The sequence below is a fragment of the Candidatus Pelagibacter bacterium nBUS_44 genome (genome assembly GCF_051200895.1).
Taxonomy (GTDB): Bacteria; Pseudomonadota; Alphaproteobacteria; order Pelagibacterales; family Pelagibacteraceae; genus Pelagibacter.
In genome coordinates this window covers 1-16,064 of the sequence record NZ_CP172838.1, presented here as the reverse complement: position 1 = coordinate 16,064, position 16,064 = coordinate 1, and the positions used below count along the sequence as shown (strand labels likewise).

The 16,064-nt window shown below is 26.7% G+C and carries 17 protein-coding genes, 1 tRNA gene and 1 pseudogene; 12 read left to right on the top strand and 7 right to left on the bottom strand.

Annotated elements, in window-relative coordinates:
- The first annotated feature begins 17 nt into the window (after positions 1-17).
- From ACIJYB_RS00095 to ACIJYB_RS00080, 4 genes are read left to right on the top strand one after another with little or no spacing between them, the layout of a single operon-like run.
- Positions 18-2,501, top strand: coding sequence for a helicase-related protein (locus tag ACIJYB_RS00095; protein WP_435151069.1), 2,484 nt, complete (start codon positions 18-20; stop codon positions 2,499-2,501).
- 5 nt (positions 2,502-2,506) lie between these two features.
- Positions 2,507-2,920: a TerB family tellurite resistance protein gene (locus ACIJYB_RS00090; RefSeq protein WP_435151067.1), complete on the top strand. Its 414-nt coding sequence runs from the start codon at positions 2,507-2,509 to the stop codon at positions 2,918-2,920.
- Positions 2,917-3,243 (top strand): ferredoxin FdxA, encoded by a 327-nt coding sequence (fdxA, locus tag ACIJYB_RS00085; protein WP_435151065.1) that lies wholly within the window; start codon positions 2,917-2,919, stop codon positions 3,241-3,243. The genes ACIJYB_RS00090 and fdxA overlap by 4 nt, the downstream gene beginning before the upstream one ends.
- Complete coding sequence (locus ACIJYB_RS00080; protein WP_435151064.1) at positions 3,200-4,105, top strand: CarD family transcriptional regulator; 906 nt, start codon at positions 3,200-3,202, stop codon at positions 4,103-4,105. The genes fdxA and ACIJYB_RS00080 overlap by 44 nt, the downstream gene beginning before the upstream one ends.
- Positions 4,106-4,467: 362 nt before the next feature.
- Here ACIJYB_RS00080 and ACIJYB_RS00075 read toward each other — a convergent pair.
- Together ACIJYB_RS00075 and ACIJYB_RS00070 are read right to left on the bottom strand one after the other, a co-directional pair.
- A pseudogene (locus tag ACIJYB_RS00075) lies at positions 4,468-6,198 on the bottom strand (AMP-dependent synthetase/ligase).
- 7 nt (positions 6,199-6,205) lie between these two features.
- Positions 6,206-6,290 (bottom strand) — tRNA-Leu (locus ACIJYB_RS00070).
- A 61-nt stretch (positions 6,291-6,351) separates the two neighbouring features.
- Here ACIJYB_RS00070 and ACIJYB_RS00065 point away from each other — a divergent pair.
- Genes ACIJYB_RS00065 through ACIJYB_RS00055 form a run of 3 tightly spaced genes read left to right on the top strand, consistent with a single transcriptional unit; the run spans position 6,352 to position 7,952 of the window.
- Positions 6,352-6,957 (top strand): YqaA family protein, encoded by a 606-nt coding sequence (locus ACIJYB_RS00065; protein ID WP_435151063.1) that lies wholly within the window; start codon positions 6,352-6,354, stop codon positions 6,955-6,957.
- Entirely contained in the window at positions 6,950-7,432 is a 483-nt protein-coding gene (locus ACIJYB_RS00060) for a disulfide bond formation protein B (RefSeq protein WP_435151061.1), read from the top strand. Before ACIJYB_RS00065 ends, ACIJYB_RS00060 begins: the two co-directional genes overlap by 8 nt.
- Positions 7,419-7,952: a demethoxyubiquinone hydroxylase family protein gene (locus ACIJYB_RS00055; RefSeq protein ID WP_435151059.1), complete on the top strand. Its 534-nt coding sequence runs from the start codon at positions 7,419-7,421 to the stop codon at positions 7,950-7,952. Before ACIJYB_RS00060 ends, ACIJYB_RS00055 begins: the two co-directional genes overlap by 14 nt.
- Here ACIJYB_RS00055 and ACIJYB_RS00050 read toward each other — a convergent pair.
- Positions 7,949-8,518 (bottom strand): HNH endonuclease, encoded by a 570-nt coding sequence (locus tag ACIJYB_RS00050; protein WP_435151058.1) that lies wholly within the window; start codon positions 8,516-8,518, stop codon positions 7,949-7,951. The genes ACIJYB_RS00055 and ACIJYB_RS00050 overlap by 4 nt on opposite strands.
- A gap of 47 nt (positions 8,519-8,565) precedes the next feature.
- Positions 8,566-9,216: an alpha/beta hydrolase gene (locus tag ACIJYB_RS00045; RefSeq protein ID WP_435151057.1), complete on the bottom strand. Its 651-nt coding sequence runs from the start codon at positions 9,214-9,216 to the stop codon at positions 8,566-8,568.
- Positions 9,217-9,266: 50 nt separating this feature from the next.
- On the opposite strand from ACIJYB_RS00045, the gene ACIJYB_RS00040 reads away from it, so the two are divergent.
- Entirely contained in the window at positions 9,267-9,470 is a 204-nt protein-coding gene (locus tag ACIJYB_RS00040) for a twin transmembrane helix small protein (protein ID WP_435151056.1), read from the top strand.
- On the opposite strand, the gene ACIJYB_RS00035 is transcribed toward ACIJYB_RS00040, so the two are convergent.
- Positions 9,467-9,976 (bottom strand): TlpA family protein disulfide reductase, encoded by a 510-nt coding sequence (locus tag ACIJYB_RS00035; RefSeq protein WP_435151054.1) that lies wholly within the window; start codon positions 9,974-9,976, stop codon positions 9,467-9,469. The two genes, ACIJYB_RS00040 and ACIJYB_RS00035, sit on opposite strands and share 4 nt — an antisense overlap.
- A gap of 24 nt (positions 9,977-10,000) precedes the next feature.
- On the opposite strand from ACIJYB_RS00035, the gene argH reads away from it, so the two are divergent.
- The 4 genes from argH to ACIJYB_RS00015 are packed head-to-tail and all read left to right on the top strand — an operon-like array spanning position 10,001 to position 13,441.
- Positions 10,001-11,392 carry an argininosuccinate lyase gene (gene argH, locus ACIJYB_RS00030; protein WP_435151052.1) on the top strand — a complete coding sequence of 464 codons (1,392 nt, stop codon included), beginning with the start codon at positions 10,001-10,003 and terminating at the stop codon, positions 11,390-11,392.
- Positions 11,389-11,520 (top strand): hypothetical protein, encoded by a 132-nt coding sequence (locus ACIJYB_RS00025; protein WP_435151051.1) that lies wholly within the window; start codon positions 11,389-11,391, stop codon positions 11,518-11,520. Before argH ends, ACIJYB_RS00025 begins: the two co-directional genes overlap by 4 nt.
- Positions 11,520-12,734, top strand: coding sequence for a diaminopimelate decarboxylase (gene lysA, locus ACIJYB_RS00020; RefSeq protein WP_435151049.1), 1,215 nt, complete (start codon positions 11,520-11,522; stop codon positions 12,732-12,734). The genes ACIJYB_RS00025 and lysA overlap by 1 nt, the downstream gene beginning before the upstream one ends.
- 5 nt (positions 12,735-12,739) lie before the next feature.
- Positions 12,740-13,441 carry a lysophospholipid acyltransferase family protein gene (locus ACIJYB_RS00015; RefSeq protein ID WP_435151048.1) on the top strand — a complete coding sequence of 234 codons (702 nt, stop codon included), beginning with the start codon at positions 12,740-12,742 and terminating at the stop codon, positions 13,439-13,441.
- On the opposite strand, the gene dnaN is transcribed toward ACIJYB_RS00015, so the two are convergent.
- Together dnaN and dnaA are read right to left on the bottom strand one after the other, a co-directional pair.
- Entirely contained in the window at positions 13,438-14,550 is a 1,113-nt protein-coding gene (gene dnaN, locus ACIJYB_RS00010; RefSeq protein ID WP_435151046.1) for a DNA polymerase III subunit beta, read from the bottom strand. The genes ACIJYB_RS00015 and dnaN overlap by 4 nt on opposite strands.
- Positions 14,540-15,964 carry a chromosomal replication initiator protein DnaA gene (gene dnaA, locus ACIJYB_RS00005; RefSeq protein ID WP_435151045.1) on the bottom strand — a complete coding sequence of 475 codons (1,425 nt, stop codon included), beginning with the start codon at positions 15,962-15,964 and terminating at the stop codon, positions 14,540-14,542. The genes dnaN and dnaA overlap by 11 nt, the downstream gene beginning before the upstream one ends.
- Between the last annotated feature and the right edge of the window lie 100 nt (positions 15,965-16,064).

The window sequence follows — 16,064 nt, the reverse complement described above, 5'->3', positions numbered from 1 at the left end:
GTACACCAAAGGTAGAAATGACTAAACACAAAATTACTGCTGTTCTTGGACCTACAAATACAGGCAAAACCCACCTTGCTATTGAGACAATGCTCTCATTCGAGTCAGGCATGATAGGCTTTCCTTTAAGATTGTTAGCCAGAGAAGTTTACGACAAAGTAATAAAAAAAATTAGTGTAGATAAAGTCGCCTTAATAACAGGTGAAGAAAAAATTATTCCAACAAATGCTAAATACTTCTTGTGCACTGTGGAGTCTATGCCAATTGATAAACATTTAGATTTTGTTGGTGTAGATGAAATTCAAATGTGTGCAGATCATGAAAGAGGTCACATTTTTACCGATAGACTTTTAAACATTAGGGGTGAAAAACTTACTATGCTTATGGGCTCTAACACTATTAAAAATATAATTTCAAAACTAGATGGAGATATTGAATTTATAAATAGGGAAAGATTATCAAAACTGACATACGCAGGTCATAAAAAAATTTCAAGAATAAACAGAAAAACAGCAATAATAGCTTTTTCAGCGGAAGAAGTTTATGCAATAGCTGAATTAATTAGAAGGCAAAAAGGTGGAGCAGCAATTGTAATGGGATCATTGAGTCCAAAAACAAGAAACTCACAAGTAGAACTTTATCAGTCAGGTGATGTTGATTTTTTAGTAGCAACTGATGCAATAGGAATGGGCATTAATATGGACTTAGATTATGTTTTTTTTTCAAATCTAAAAAAATTTGATGGAAAAAAATTAAGAAAATTAAATTTATCTGAAATAGGACAAATTGCTGGTAGAGCTGGAAGATATTTAAATGATGGAAGTTTTGGTATCACAGGTGATTGCAAAGAAATTACAGCTGAGGATGTGGAGCTGATAGAAAGCCACAAATTTGAAGAAATTAGAACTTTATTTTGGAGAAACTCAAATTTGAATTTTAACAACCCTCTTAGTTTGATCAAGTCTTTAGAGGAAAAACCACAGATGGGATGGTTGCGTAAAATTCATGAATGTGAGGATGAAAAAGCTCTTAAATATTTTTTAAAAGATAAAAGTCTTATAAATTTAGATTTTGATAAAAAGTTACTTAGTCTTTTATGGGAATGTTGTCAGATACCTGATTTTGTAAAAAAAACGTATGGAAATCATTACGAGGTGATTGGAAATGTTTTTAAATATTTAAGTAGTGGAAAACAGCAAATTACAGATGAGTTTATGAGATTACAGCTGATAAAACTTGATAAATTAGAGGGAAATGTAGATTCTTTATCAAATAGAATTGCAAATGTTAGAACTTGGTCTTATGTTTCTAATAAAAATAATTGGACAGAAAATCAAAACTATTGGATTGAAAAAACAAAACATCTAGAAGATAGACTTTCAGACAGACTTCATGAAGAACTTACTAAAACATTTATTGACAAAAGGGCAAGTGTTCTAGCAAGAGGCTTGAAACAGGATATGGAATTCAAAACAGAAATACTTGAAAACAATGATGTGCTAATAGATGAACAATTCATTGGTAAAATAAATGGACTTAAATTAGTGCTAGATTTAAAAAAAGGTGCCTTAGAGACAGACATTAAATCTTTAAAAAAAGCAGCAAGACAAACTATTGGTCCAGAGTTAGAAAAAAGAATTCAAATGATAATTGATACTGGGCTAATTGAATTAAATAAAGACTTTAAAATTTATTGGAACGATTTTCCTATTGCTAAATTATCATCTGGTCATGATTATTTAAATCCAAATTTTGAACTAATAATTGATGATATTATTGAACCTACTCAAAAACAAAAGCTTGGTGAATACATTGGAAAATGGATACATAATAAAATTACTTCGGTTCTTAAAAGCCTAGTTGATCTAAAAAATCTTAAAGATAAAAATTCATCAATCAAAGCTTTAGCATATCAACTTTATGAAAATAATGGTGTGTTAAAAAGAGAACAGGTATCAGAATATCTAAAATCTCTTGGTCAGGATGAAAGAAAAATTTTAAGAGACCTTGGTGTAAAATTTGGCAGATACCATGTTTTTTTATATCAATTAATCAAACCAGAGGCGGTATCATTAAGAACATTGTTGTGGAAGAATTTTCATCAAAGCTATTATAACATTAAGCTACCTACCTTTGGTTTAAATTTTTTAGATGACAAAGAGCATAAAAATAAAAATTTCATGCTTTTGTGTGGCTTTGAAAAATTTGATACTTTTTTTGTAAGGATAGACATCCTAGAAAGGTTATTTGTACTAATTATAAATTCACCAAATTCAAAAGAAAATAAAGAAGTTAAAATAATACCGGAAATGTTAAACTTATTAGGGTGCAGCAAGGACAATTTCAAAAAACTTTTACAAAAAATGAATTATAAAATATTTGAAAAAGATGATGATACTTATTTTAAATATAATCCAATTAAAAAATATAAAAAAAATTCAATAAAAAAAGTTTCAAGCGAAAATCCATTTAAAATTTTAAAGAATTTAAATCTTAATTAAATTGCATGTTTTTTAAAAAAAGTTCAGCCAATACAGAAAATAACTTCTTAGTTAAAACATGTGCGCTATTAATTCATGCAGCTAAAATTGATGAAAACTATACTGAAAATGAAGAAGAAATTATTAAAAAAACTCTGCTAGAGTTGGGTGCCAAAAAAAATACCGTAACTCAAATTATTGAAGACGCTATATCTGTTGAAGAAAATTCAAATCAAATTTTAGATTTTACAAAAGAAGTAAAAAACTTATCTGAAACTGATAAAATTAAAATTATAGAAGCCATGTGGTCTATAATTTATTCAAATAATGAAGCTGATATCTATGAAACAAATTTAATGAGACGTTTGGCGGGTTTACTTTATATTGACAGTAAAACTATGGGAGATATTAAGAACAAAATTAAAAATAAATCAAAATGACTTATATAGTTAACGACAAATGTATTAAGTGTAAATTGACAGACTGTGTTGATGTTTGTCCGGTGGATTGTTTTTATGAAGGCAAAAATATGCTTGTAATTAAACCTGATGAGTGTATAGATTGTGGCGTTTGTGAGCCAGAGTGCCCAGTAGATGCCATTAAAGCAGATACTGAACCTGGAAGCGAACAATGGCTAGAAATCAATAAAAAATATTCTGAAATCTGGCCTAACATAAGTGTAAAAAAAGATCCTCTAACGGATCACGAAAAATTTAAAAATGAGCAAAATAAGTACGAAAAATATTTTAAAGAAAATCTTTAAAACTAAATCTGAAAAAAAAGTGAAAAAAAAAGTTACTGTCAAAAAAGTAAATAAAACAAAAAAAATAATTAAAGATAAAGCAAAAAAAATTAAAAAAGTTGTAGCTAAAAAAACCAAAAAAGTATCAAAGAAAATAACTCCAAAATTAATAAAAACAAAAAAAAAAGTAAAAGTTTCTGAAATAAAAGAAGAGGCAAAAACTGATAACCTAAGAATTTCTAAAAGTAACGAAATCAAACCTGAAATTAAAAAGGTAAAAAAACAAGAAACTGAAAAAAGAGAATATAAAATTAAAGATCATGTTGTTTATCCAAAACATGGTGTGGGTCAAATCACTGAGTTTAAAAAAATAAATATAGGTGGAATTGATGTTGAAACTTATGTCATTAAGTTTGAAAAAGATAAAGCTAATGGAATGGTACCAGTAAATAAACAATCTCACTTAAGATCCCTAGCAACGATAAATCAAGTAAATAAATGTATATCTATTCTTAAAAGTAAACCGAAAATAAAAAGGTCAATGTGGAGCAGAAGAGCCCAGGAGTATGAAGCTAAAATTTCTTCAGGTAAAATTTATGAGTTAGCTGAGGTAGTAAGAGATTTAAATAAAGGTGATGACCTTATGGTTGATCAATCTTACAGTGAAAGACAATTGTTTGAAAAAGCATATGAAAGAATTTTATCAGAATTTCAAATTGTTTTAAATGTCTCGTTAGAAGATACTCAAAAAAAACTAGATAAAGCTTTAAAGAGAAATCTTGGAGGGCAAGCTCAGCCAGCAACAACTGTGCAAGAAGCACCTACAACAGATTTACCTACTGAAGAACCTACCACCGATACAGACGAAAATTTAGACGAATAAAAAAAACGCCTCTCATATAATACGTAATGAGAAGCGTTTTTAGTAAAGATTAGTAAATTACTATCTTTTTCTTTTCTTAGCTTTTTTAGCCTTTTTAGCTTTTTTCTTAGTTTTCTTTGCTGCTTTTCTTTTTGTTTTTTTAGCAGCTTTTTTTCTTTTCTTAGGCATCTTTAGCTCCCTGTTTAAGTTAAACGAATCAAGTTGATTCGTTATTAACATATTTTTATTTTTTTATACAAGTTATGTCAATTCTTTAATTAAAATGTAAATTTTAAAAAATTATTTTTAATTTTATTTTATAATTTTATTTATTTAATTTAGTTAATGTTTATGCGGATAATAAACAATTAATAAAATATTATTTAGTAAAGTTTTTCTAATTGATTTTTATATTTTTCTGTTACTTTTTTTCTTTTTACTTTCATTGTGGGTGTCATCAAGCCATTTTCTATAGAAAAATTTTCATCTATTAATTGAATTTTTTTAATTTTTTCCAATAAAGTTAATTTATTATTTGTTTTTTCAATTATGTTTTGAATTTTTTCTTGTTGATTTAAAAATTCTTTATTAGGCACTACTAAAGCAACTAAATAATTTTTTTTATCTCCATAAACCATACATTGATCAATTTCTGGTTCATTTGTAATCATGTTTTCAATTTTAGCTGGTGAAATATTATCTCCACCTGCACTCACAATAATGTCTTTTTTTCTATCAGTAATTTTTAAATAACCATCTTTTGAATCTATTTCTCCTATATCTCCTGTATAAAGCCATCCATTAATAATTACCTTTTCGGTTTCCTCTTTTTTATTCCAATAACCTAACATTACGTTTTCCCCTTTGACTAAAATTTCTCCATCATTAGCAATTTTAACTTGATTACCTTTAAAAGGAGGGCCAACAGATTCCACCCTTATTTTGTGTATAGGATTACAGCTTACTACTGGTGATGTTTCTGTTAAACCATAACCTTGAAGTGTAGGTAATCCTACAGAATTCAAAAATTCTCCTATTTCTTTATCTAGAGCTCCTCCACCTGAAATAAAAGCTTTTAAATTTCCACCAAATTGTTTTTTTATTTTTTTTCTTACTAATGTCTCTACTATCAAATTTATTATGTTTTCATAAAAGCTCATTTTTTGGTTAAGTAATTTTTTCTTACCCAACCTAAGAGTTGCTTCAATTAATTTAACTTTTAATCCTGTTTGTTTCTTTAAATTAATATTAATTTTGTTGTAAAGATTTTGATAAAATCTTGGTACAGCTGTCATAATTGTCGGTTTCGCTTCAGATATATTTTCTAAAAGTTTTTCTATTTTTTCAGCATAATAAACTTTTGCTCCAACTGCTATCTGGGCAAACTGTACACAGTGTTCATATGAATGAGAGAGTGGAAGCCATGTTAAAAACACTGGTCTTGAATTAAATAATGGTTTCATAATTTCACAAGCACCTACAAGATTATTTAAAATACCCCCATGACTAAGAATTACTCCTTTTGGATTTCCGCCAGTCCCAGATGTATAGATTATGCAAGCAGGAGAAGTTCTTTTTAATTTGTCATTTTTAATCTTATCTTCTTCTAATAAGTCATTATTTAATATGATATTAAAGTCTAAATACTTATCTTTATTTATTATATTTAAATTATGAATTACTTTATTAACTTCATCTAATGTTATGACTTTTTTAATAAATTTTTTTTCATTAATTGTATTGCTTAATTTTTTTAGCATCTCATTGTTCGAAACTATAATTAGACTGGGTTCACAATCTTCAATTAAATACTTATAATCCTCTTCTGTGTATGTGGTATATGCAGGAACAGTAATTCCACCTGATAACATTATTGCCATATCTGAGACAAACCATTCTGGTCTGTTTTCAGAAACTAAGAGACATCTATCACCTTCTTTTATGTTTTTTTTAATTATTTTTGATAATTTTAAAATATTTTTTTGTGTTTCCTCCCAAGTATATATTTTTTTATTATTTGGATTTAACCATTGTAAAAAAATACTTTTTTTGTTTTATTTTTCTGCTTGATGAGAAAATAATTCAATTAAGTTGTTTAAGTTATCTAAATTCATATTTTTTTGGTGGGCGAAGAGAGAATCGAACTCTCACTTCTTGCGAAACACGATTTTGAGTCGTGCGCGTCTACCAGTTCCGCCATTCGCCCATTATATCCAATTAATTATATTTAAATAGTATAAGAACTAAATTTATATTAAAACCAAAAAATGTTTCAAACACTTTACAAAAAATGTTTAAATCTAGCTGCACATAAAAGTTCAAATTTTTATTTAGGTCTTGTATCTTTTATTGAAAGTTCATTTTTTCCAATACCACCAGATGTAATGATTATTCCAATGGTTATTGCTAAAAAAAAAGAATTTATCAAAATATTTTTAATAGCATCTTTATTTTCAGTTTTAGGAGGTATTTTAGGATATTTAATTGGCTACTTATTTTTTGATTTAGCAATGCATGTTATCGAGTTTTATAATTATGAGGATAAGGTTAAAGATTTGAAATCAAACATGTCTGAGGGAAATGGCTTTCTTGCTTGGTTAAGTATACTTTTTTTAGCAGGCTTTACGCCTTTACCCTATAAAGCTTTTACAATAGCTAGTGGCTTAATTGCTTTCAATCTACCAGTTTTTATAATTGTCAGTTTAATTTCAAGAAGCCTTAGATTTTTTATCGTTGCATTTTTATCTTATAAATTTGGAGAATTATTTACTGAATATATGAACAATCATGGATCAAAATGGTTTACTGCTATTGGGATTTTAATAGTTATAATATTTGTATTTATATATTTTGTTTTAAAATTTAATGGTTAAAAATAGTAAAAATTTATTAATAAAGTTCATTTTTTTTGTCAGTATTATTTCTTTAGTATCTGCATTCTTTATTGAATATGTTCTTGGTCATCAACCTTGTAATCTCTGTGTATTAGAGAGAATTCCATACTTGTTGGCTATAATAATAGTTTTTCTTAATTATAAATTTATTCTATTCGAAAAATTTTTTATACTTTTGCTCACAATTATATTTCTAGTTAGCGCTGCTCTATCACTATATCACTTAGGTATTGAGCAAGGTTTTATTCAAGAGTCGTTAGTTTGTGACCTAAAAAGTGGATCAAATTTATTGTCAAAAGAAGAAATTTTAGAGCAATTACAAGAAAAAAGTGTTAGCTGCAAAGATGTAACATTTAAAATGTTTGGATTATCACTTACAAGCTATAATATTTTAATATCGTTACTAATTACTTTTGGTGCTGGAAAAATTTATTTTAATTATGACAAAAATTAATAAAAAAAAAGTTGAAGAATTTATAAGAGTTGACCACGCTGGAGAGAGAGGAGCTGTCAAGATTTATGAGGGACAACTATTAGCCTTAAATACTTTTGTAAAAGATGAAAATCTTAAAAAAACTATTGAAGATATGAAAGAGCATGAAAAGGAACATTGTGAATTTTTTGAAAATGAAATTAAAAAAAGAAACATTCAACCAACAAAATTTTTACCCTTATGGGATTTGTTGGGTGTTGGCTTAGGGTTTGGCTCAACATTATTAGGAAAAAAAGCTGCTATGCTGTGTACTGCTTCTGTTGAAGAAGTTATAGATAAACATTATTTAAATCAAATTAATCAACTAGATGTTAGCGAAAAAGACTTAAAAAAGAAGATTACAAAATTTAGACAAGATGAAATAGATCATAAAGATATAGCTTACGATGAAGGTGCCACAAAAAAAGGGCCCTATTTATTATTAGATAAAATTATTAAGACAGGCTCAAAAATTGCAATAAATATTTCTGAAAAAATCTAGGCTTCTAACTCAACATCCCAGTATAAATAGTCCATCCAACTTTTGTGTAAATAATTAGGGGGAAAATTTTTACCATTTTTATGCAGATCCTCAGTTGATGGACGATAAGGATGTTGATTAAGCATCATATCCGAGTTTTTTAGTAATTTACCACCCTTTTTTACATTACATGCAGAGCATGCAGTTACAACATTGTCCCAATTAGTTTCACCACCTTTTGATCTTGGCAACAAGTGATCAAAAGTTAGCTCCTCGCTACTTCCACAATATTGGCAAGAAAACTTATCTCTCAAAAAGACATTAAACCTTGTAAAGCTAGGTCTTGTTTGTGGAACTATATAATCTTTCAACGCAATAACACTTGGTAATTGCATATTAAATGAAGGACTTCTTATGATTCTTTCATAATTACTTACAATTATAACTCTATCTAAAAAAACAGATTTTACAGTATCTTGCCAAGACCATAAAGATAAAGGATAATAACTTAGTGGTCTATAATCAGCATTAAGAACTAATGCTGGACATTTTTCTAATGAAACATTTTGTTCAATAAAATTATTCATTAAGTATTTTTAACTTACTTAAACAATTTTATCAATAATAAGAGGTATTAATTTTTTTTTAAAATATAATTAAGAGCTGTACTTGAAGCTTCTATAGGAATATTATGATCACAATTTTTTATCATAAGTGTTTCTACGTTAATATTGTTTCTAATTAAAAAATCTTTAGCTTCCAAAAGATATATTGAGGGTACAACTTGATCTGCGTCACCATGAATCAATAAAGTATCTGTAGAATTTTTAATTCTTAATTTCAAATTATTTTGATCAATTATTTTTCCAGAAAATCCTACTATACACGAAAATTTATCTTTAGAAGTTAATCCAACATTCAATGACATCATGCAACCTTGACTAAAACCTGATAAACATATCTGATTATTTTTTAAATTAAATTCTTGCTTGATCTCATTAATAAATACATTAATCTTTTCCTCAGCCTTTATTGATTGATCAAGTGTGTAATCTTTGTCATCTTTAGTAAGATCGAACCACTGAAATCCTGATGGATTTATTGGACAAATTTCATGTCCATTTGGACAAATAAAAACTGTATTTGGCATGTGCCTTTTCCAGTTTAAGGTTAACATGCTTATGTCTTTACCATCACCCCCATATCCATGAAGTAAAATAATAGCGTACTTTATCTCTATTCCTTCTTCAGGCTTTATTATTATTGAATCTAGGCAAAATGTCATAGTTAATTAATTATGGTTTTTATTTTTCTAAAACAATCTACAGTATTTATATGATTTCAGGAATATTTGTTAAAATCTTATCCATAGTTCTTTTGTTAGCAGTAGGAATTGTTTTAATTTTGGGTATTGGAACTCTTTTTAAAGGAGGAGAAACTAGCAAAAAATATTCAAATAAATTAATGCAACTAAGAGTTCTTCTGCAATTTATAGCAATACTAGTTCTAATAGGATTTGCTTATTTTTTTAAAAACTAATTGTAAGTTTTTAGCCAATTTATAAATACTTTATCACTAAAGTCTATTGAGCCAATAATTCTTGCAAACTCTTTTCCATCTTTATCAATAAGAATTGAAGTTGGAACACCACGTAGTGAAAATGTTTTTGCGAGAGTTGTTGGTGCATCAAAATATGGGTCAAAATTTTTAATATTTAAATCTTTAAAAAAATTATCCACTTTTTTTTCACTTTCTTGAGATATATTGATTGCAAAAATTTTTAAATTACTCAAATTTTCATTTATTTGAAGTCTATCTAGTGATGGCATCTCTTCTTTACAAGGTTCACACCAGGTTGCCCAAAAATTTAATAAAAGTAAATTTCCATTAAATTCTTTGATATTAATTTCTTTATCATTTTTATCTAAAAAGTTAACATTATCGTAGACTTTTAGATCTTTATGAATGACAATATTTTTAATTTCAGATACATCATTAGCAAAGACATTAGTTGTCAAAAAAATAAATAATATTAAAAATCTCATGTTAAATAGTTATAATTAAATATCATGGCAAAAAATAAAAACAACCAAGCAATATGGAATACTCGTATTAAAAAAAATGCGTCATCTTTATTTCAAAAAATTGGCAATTCAATTGATGTTGATAAACGACTTTATAAAGAAGATATTCAGGGGTCTATTGCTCATGTAGAGATGTTGTTTAAGCAAAAAATAATATCTTTCAAAATTAAAAATAAAATTATTTATGGTCTTACAAAGATAGAAAAAGAAATTTCTAATAAAAAATTTGAATACAATAAAAAATATGAAGATATTCATATGAATATTGAAAAAAGACTTTTTCAAATAATTGGTGAAGAAGCAGGTTATGTGCACACGGCAAGATCTAGAAATGATCAAGTAATTACAGACCTTAAAATTTGGATAAAGTCATCAACTAAAGAAATTAATCTCAATTTAGATAAAATAATTAAAAGCACACTAAAATTAGCAGAAAAAAATATAGATACTATTATGCCTGGCTTCACACATCTTAAAAATGCACAAGCTATCTCCTTTGCTCATTATCTTATGGCTTATGTTGAAATGTTCAGTAGAGACAAGAAAAGATTTATAAATAATTTTGATAGTTTAGATGAAAATCCTTTGGGTGTGGCTGCACTAACAGGAACCTCTTTCAATATAGATAGAAATTACACAAGTAAGAAACTTGGATTTAAGAAACCAACAAACAATTCAATTGATACCGTTTCTGATAGAGATTTTGTTTTAGATTTTTTATACAGCGTTTCAGTTTGTTCGATGCATATTTCAAGAATTGCTGAAGAGCTTATTATTTGGAGCTCAGATGGTTTTAATTTAATTAATCTTTCAGATAAAATTGTAACAGGCTCATCAATAATGCCTCAAAAGAAAAATCCTGATTTATTGGAATATTTAAGAGGAAAATCTGGGAATAGTTATGGAAATTTGTTTTCAATGCTTACAATTTTAAAAGGTCTTCCATTATCGTACTTTAAAGATCTTCAAGATGATAAGGAGATTGTTTTTAAATCTAACGATACTTTAATCAACTGTCTTAAAGTTTTTGATGAAATACTAAAAAATTCTAGTCCTAATAAAAAAAAAATGATTGAGCTTGCAAACTCTGGGTATATTACAGCAACTGACCTGGCAGACTATCTTGTAAAAAATCATTCAATGTCTTTTAGAAACGCTTATCAAAAAACAGCTGCTGTTGTTAATTTGGCTGAAAAGAAAAAAAAGAGACTTGATGAATTAAGCTTAGAAGAATTAAAAAAAATTGAACCAAAATTAACTAACGACGTTTTAAAAGTGTTTAATTTAAAGAATTCTGTAAATTCAAAAAAATCTTATGGAGGAACAGCTTTTGATAATATAAAAAAAATGATAATGAAATATAAGAAACAAAAATGATTAAAAGAATTAGCTTTATTTTTATGATCTGTTGCTTGCTAGTTTCTTGTGGAAAAAAAAGTGACCCAGAATACAAAGACCCAAAACAAAAAACTGAAAAGATAATAATCCTTAAAAATAAGGCTTAATGAAATACATCAAAAAAAAACTAACAATTGATAAAGTAAAAATAGAGGATATTGCTAAAAAATTTGATACACCAACTTATTGCTATTCTCACACTCAATTGAGGCAAAATATTAACAATTTCAAAAAAAATTTTAAATCCTTTTCTTCTTTAATTTGTTTTGCAATTAAATCTAATACAAACATAAATTTAATTAGAGAAATTCAAAAATTTGGTTTTGGAGCAGATGTAGTTTCTTTGGGTGAACTTATGATGGCTCTTAAGGCTGGTATTAATCCAAAAAAAATTGTTTTTTCAGGTGTAGGCAAAACATCAAACGAGATAAGTTATGCTATTGATAAAAAAATATTATTAATAAATGCAGAGTCTAAAAGTGAAATAAAAGAAATTGATAGAATAGCCAGAATTAAGAAAAAGAAAGTACAAATTGGTATCAGATTAAATCCTAATACAGACGCAAAAACTTTAAGCCAAATTTCAACTGGTAAAAAAGAAAATAAATTTGGCGTAAATGAAAAAACATTTTTAGAACTTGTAAGATATTGCCAAAATTCAAAAAATATTAGTTTAGAATGTTTAAGTGTTCATATTGGAAGTCAAATATTAGACCATAAACCCTATGAAAAAATGCTAAATATAATTGATAAAATAATTGTTAAAACTAAACACAAATTTAATTTTATTGATTTAGGTGGAGGGATGGGAATTTCCTATGAAGATGATAGTAAAAAACTTAATTACAGTAAATATAATATTGCTATTAAAAAATTTTTAAAAAAACATTCTACAAAAATAATTTTTGAACCAGGAAGATCTATAGTTGGAAATATAGGTTTTTTAATATCTAAAGTTATTTACATTAAAAAAAATGATCAGAAAGATTTTGTTATACTAGATGCGGCTATGAATGACTTGATGAGACCTGCTTTATATGGTGCTAATCACAAAATATTACCTTCCATAAAAAAAAACCAAATTTCAAAAAAAATATATGAATTCGTAGGTCCTATTTGTGAAAGTACAGACAAGTTTACTTCATTAAAAAGATTTCAGAAATTAAAAGAAAAAGACATTGTTGTTATGTGTGATGTTGGTGCATATGGAATGTCACTAAGTTCAAATTACAATTTAAGACCTAAACCAGTTGAACTATTGATCGAAGGATCAAAAATTAGAGTTATTAAAAAAAGGCAAAAGCACAAAGATTTGATGTAGCTTTAATGATAAGAAACTTTATATTTTCAATTTTCTTTTTTTCTGGAATAATTATTATTTCATTATTTTTTTTACCTGCTTTTTTTTTACCTCAAAAAATTGTTTTATTTGGTGGCAAATTAATGGGTTATTGGACAAGTATTTGTCTAAAGTTTTTTTTATCCACAAAAATAATAATCAAAGGTAAGGAAAATATTATAAATAATGAAAAGTTTTTTATTGCTGCATCTCATCAATCAATGTTTGAAACATTTTATCTTCAAACTATTTTCAATTCACCAGTTTTTATTTTAAAAAAAGAGTTACTTTTAATTCCAATTTTTGGCTGGTATCTTAAAAAAATCGGATCAATATCAATTAAAAGAAATAAAGTTACCAAGGATAACCTGGGGTTTTTTGAAGACATCTCTAAAGTAATTAATGATTCTAACCGTCCATTAATAATCTTTCCACAAGGTACTAGAGTTCTTCCAGATGAAAGGCCTTCTTTTAAAAAGGGTGCTTCAAGAATTTATGAAGAGTTAAAAATTTCTTGCCAACCCGTTGCCATTAATTCAGGTTATGTTTGGCCTAAAAAAGGTCTTAAACATAGCAATAAAGTAATAACTATTTCAATTTTAAAACCAATAATAGCAGGTTACTCGAAGAAAGATTTTATTAAAATTTTAGAAAATAATATTTATGAAGAGCTTAATTTGTTAAACTAACCCTTCATAGGCATAACTACAAAAATACTATCAAAATCACCCGGATCTTTTATTAAAGCTGGTGAACCAGTGTCATTAAAAAATATTTCAACTCTTTCTCCATCTAATTGCGAAGCAACATCAATTAAGTATCTTGAGTTAAAACTTATTTCTAAATCTTGATCAAATTTTACATTTAATGTTTCTTTACCATCACCACTATTTGTATTGTTAACCGAAAGGTCTAAAGTGTCTTTTGACAAATTAAATTTAACCCCATCTTTTTTATCCAAACTTACAGAGGCAACTCTATCAACAGAATTTAAAAATGACTTTAAATCTATTTCTAGTTTTTTTTGATTATTCTTTGGTATTACCTGAATGTAATTGGGAAATTTTCCATCAATGAGTTTTGAAATCAATATGCTGTTATTTAACTCAAATTTTATCTTTGATTTAATATTAGATACTTTAACATCTCCATCATAGCTATCTAGTAATGAGCATAATTGAAAAATAGTTTTTTTTGGCAATATAATTGGTTCAAAATCAATTTTTTGATCTAATCTTATTTTTGAAATGGACATTCGATGACTATCAGTTGCTACAGCTGTCAAATAATTTTTATCCTCAACTTCTGTCTGATGAAAATAAATCCCACTTAAATAATGTCTTGTTTCATCATTAGAAACTGAAAATTTACATTTATTTAATAATTTTAAAAGCTGTTTAGACTTAATTGTAAACTCATTTTGATTAAAATTTTCATCAGTTAATGGAAATTCTGTTGCACTAATACAATTTAAGTTGAATATAGATTTTTCTGACTCTACTTGTAATTTACTGACATCTGTCAAAGATAAATTAATTTTTTTTCCAGAAGTGAATTTTCTTATAATATCATACATAATTGAAGAAGTTGTTGTTGTTCTTCCTTCTTCTAATACTTCAACATTATTTAATTGATGAATAAATATTAAGTCTAAATCTGTGGCTGTAATTGTTAATCTAGAATTACTTGCGTCTAATAAAATATTAGACAATATAGGTAGAGTGCTTCTCTTTTCAATTACACCTTGACAGAAATTTAATGCCTGCTGAAGGTCTTGTTGATTTGCGTTAAATTTCATTATCTTTATTGTTATATAATATCTGATTTTTAAGTTTATTGATATTATCTACCATCTCAGGGTCTTTTTCTTTAATTTTTTCAATAGTTTTAACTGAATGTATTATTGTTGTATGATCCCTATTAGAAAATTCTCTTCCAATCTCTGGTAAAGATTTTGATGTTAAAATTTTTGTTAAATATATAGCAGTTTGTCTAGGTCTAACCAAGTATCTGGATCTTCTTGATGAAAGCATTTCATTTTTACTTATTTTGAAGAACTTACACACCGTTGTTTGAATTAAATCTATTGTTACTTTATTTTCAGCTAGATTTAATAAATCTTTCAAAACAATCTTTGTTTCAGCTAAATTTGGAACTTTATTGTAGATTCTAGAAAATGAAACTACTCTATTTATTGCTCCAACTAATTCTCTAACACTTGCTGTGATTTCAGTACTTATAAAATCTTGTATTTCTTTTGATACTTGTAGTTGATCTGCATATAAATTATTTAATTCCTCAGTTTTTTTTTCAACAATTTTTTTTCTAAGTTCAAGATCTGGTTTTTGAATATCAACAACTAAACCACCAGAAAATCTAGACTTAATTCTATCTTGAATTCTTGATAGTTTATTTGGTGCCCTATCAGCTGATACAATTATTTGAGAACCTTTATCTAATAATGCATTGAATGTATGAAAAAATTCTTCCTGCATCGCCTCTTTACCACTTATAAATTGAATATCATCAATTAATAAAATATCGGTATTTCTAAAATATTCCTTAAATTTAACCATATCATTAGCTTTGATCGATTTCACAAACTGATACATAAACCGTTCAGCAGATATAAACATTACTTTGTTATTTTTTTTAAGTTCAATTCCAATTGAGTTTAATAAATGGGTTTTACCCATTCCCACACCACCATAAATGTAAAGTGGATTATAATGAGATATATTTTCTGAAACTTTTAACGATGCTTCATAAGCTAGTTTATTGCTTGTACCAGTTATAAAGTTGTCGAATCTTTTATTTGGATCAATTCGATTATACTGGAGATAAGAATCTTTTATAAATGATACATTTTCACTTCTATCAGGTAATTGTTCATTAACATTTACATTTTCAAGATTTTGATTTGTATTTTTGTCATCAATTTTAAATTCAATTCTAATAATATCTTTTTTATATAAACGAATTATTTGCAAAATTTGATCAATGTATCTTGATGTAATCCAGTCTCTAATAAATCTTGTTGGAACAGACAATAATAAATAATTATTAAATTCATCCACAAAAGTAATTTTTTTAAGCCAGCTCTCATAAACGTCTAGTCCTAGCTTATTTTTCATTTCAGACTGAACTAATTTCCAATCAAAATTTTCAGACTTAAAACTGTTTAAATTATTTATATTTGTAGATTTGTTCATAACTTGTAGGAAAATCTCAGTTAGAACGAAATAAAAGAATTTGCAACTACTTAATTTTTTTTTTTAAAAATAAATTAAATCTATGATTGTAGAATTCATT

Bases quoted from the DNA above. Each gene is read 5' to 3' on its own strand.
- ACIJYB_RS00015 (WP_435151048.1), top strand. From the start codon at position 12,740: ATGATAAGAAACTTTATATTTTCAATTTTCTTTTTTTCTGGAATAATT.
- dnaN (WP_435151046.1), bottom strand. From the start codon at position 14,550: ATGAAATTTAACGCAAATCAACAAGACCTTCAGCAGGCATTAAATTTC.
- ACIJYB_RS00050 (WP_435151058.1), bottom strand. From the start codon at position 8,518: ATGAATAATTTTATTGAACAAAATGTTTCATTAGAAAAATGTCCAGCA.
- argH (WP_435151052.1), top strand. From the start codon at position 10,001: ATGGCAAAAAATAAAAACAACCAAGCAATATGGAATACTCGTATTAAA.
- ACIJYB_RS00040 (WP_435151056.1), top strand. From the start codon at position 9,267: ATGATTTCAGGAATATTTGTTAAAATCTTATCCATAGTTCTTTTGTTA.
- lysA (WP_435151049.1), top strand. From the start codon at position 11,520: ATGAAATACATCAAAAAAAAACTAACAATTGATAAAGTAAAAATAGAG.
- ACIJYB_RS00080 (WP_435151064.1), top strand. From the start codon at position 3,200: ATGAGCAAAATAAGTACGAAAAATATTTTAAAGAAAATCTTTAAAACT.
- ACIJYB_RS00055 (WP_435151059.1), top strand. From the start codon at position 7,419: ATGACAAAAATTAATAAAAAAAAAGTTGAAGAATTTATAAGAGTTGAC.
- dnaA (WP_435151045.1), bottom strand. From the start codon at position 15,964: ATGAACAAATCTACAAATATAAATAATTTAAACAGTTTTAAGTCTGAA.
- ACIJYB_RS00045 (WP_435151057.1), bottom strand. From the start codon at position 9,216: ATGACATTTTGCCTAGATTCAATAATAATAAAGCCTGAAGAAGGAATA.
- ACIJYB_RS00060 (WP_435151061.1), top strand. From the start codon at position 6,950: ATGGTTAAAAATAGTAAAAATTTATTAATAAAGTTCATTTTTTTTGTC.
- ACIJYB_RS00095 (WP_435151069.1), top strand. From the start codon at position 18: ATGACTAAACACAAAATTACTGCTGTTCTTGGACCTACAAATACAGGC.
- ACIJYB_RS00065 (WP_435151063.1), top strand. From the start codon at position 6,352: ATGTTTCAAACACTTTACAAAAAATGTTTAAATCTAGCTGCACATAAA.
- ACIJYB_RS00090 (WP_435151067.1), top strand. From the start codon at position 2,507: ATGTTTTTTAAAAAAAGTTCAGCCAATACAGAAAATAACTTCTTAGTT.
- ACIJYB_RS00035 (WP_435151054.1), bottom strand. From the start codon at position 9,976: ATGAGATTTTTAATATTATTTATTTTTTTGACAACTAATGTCTTTGCT.
- fdxA (WP_435151065.1), top strand. From the start codon at position 2,917: ATGACTTATATAGTTAACGACAAATGTATTAAGTGTAAATTGACAGAC.
- ACIJYB_RS00025 (WP_435151051.1), top strand. From the start codon at position 11,389: ATGATTAAAAGAATTAGCTTTATTTTTATGATCTGTTGCTTGCTAGTT.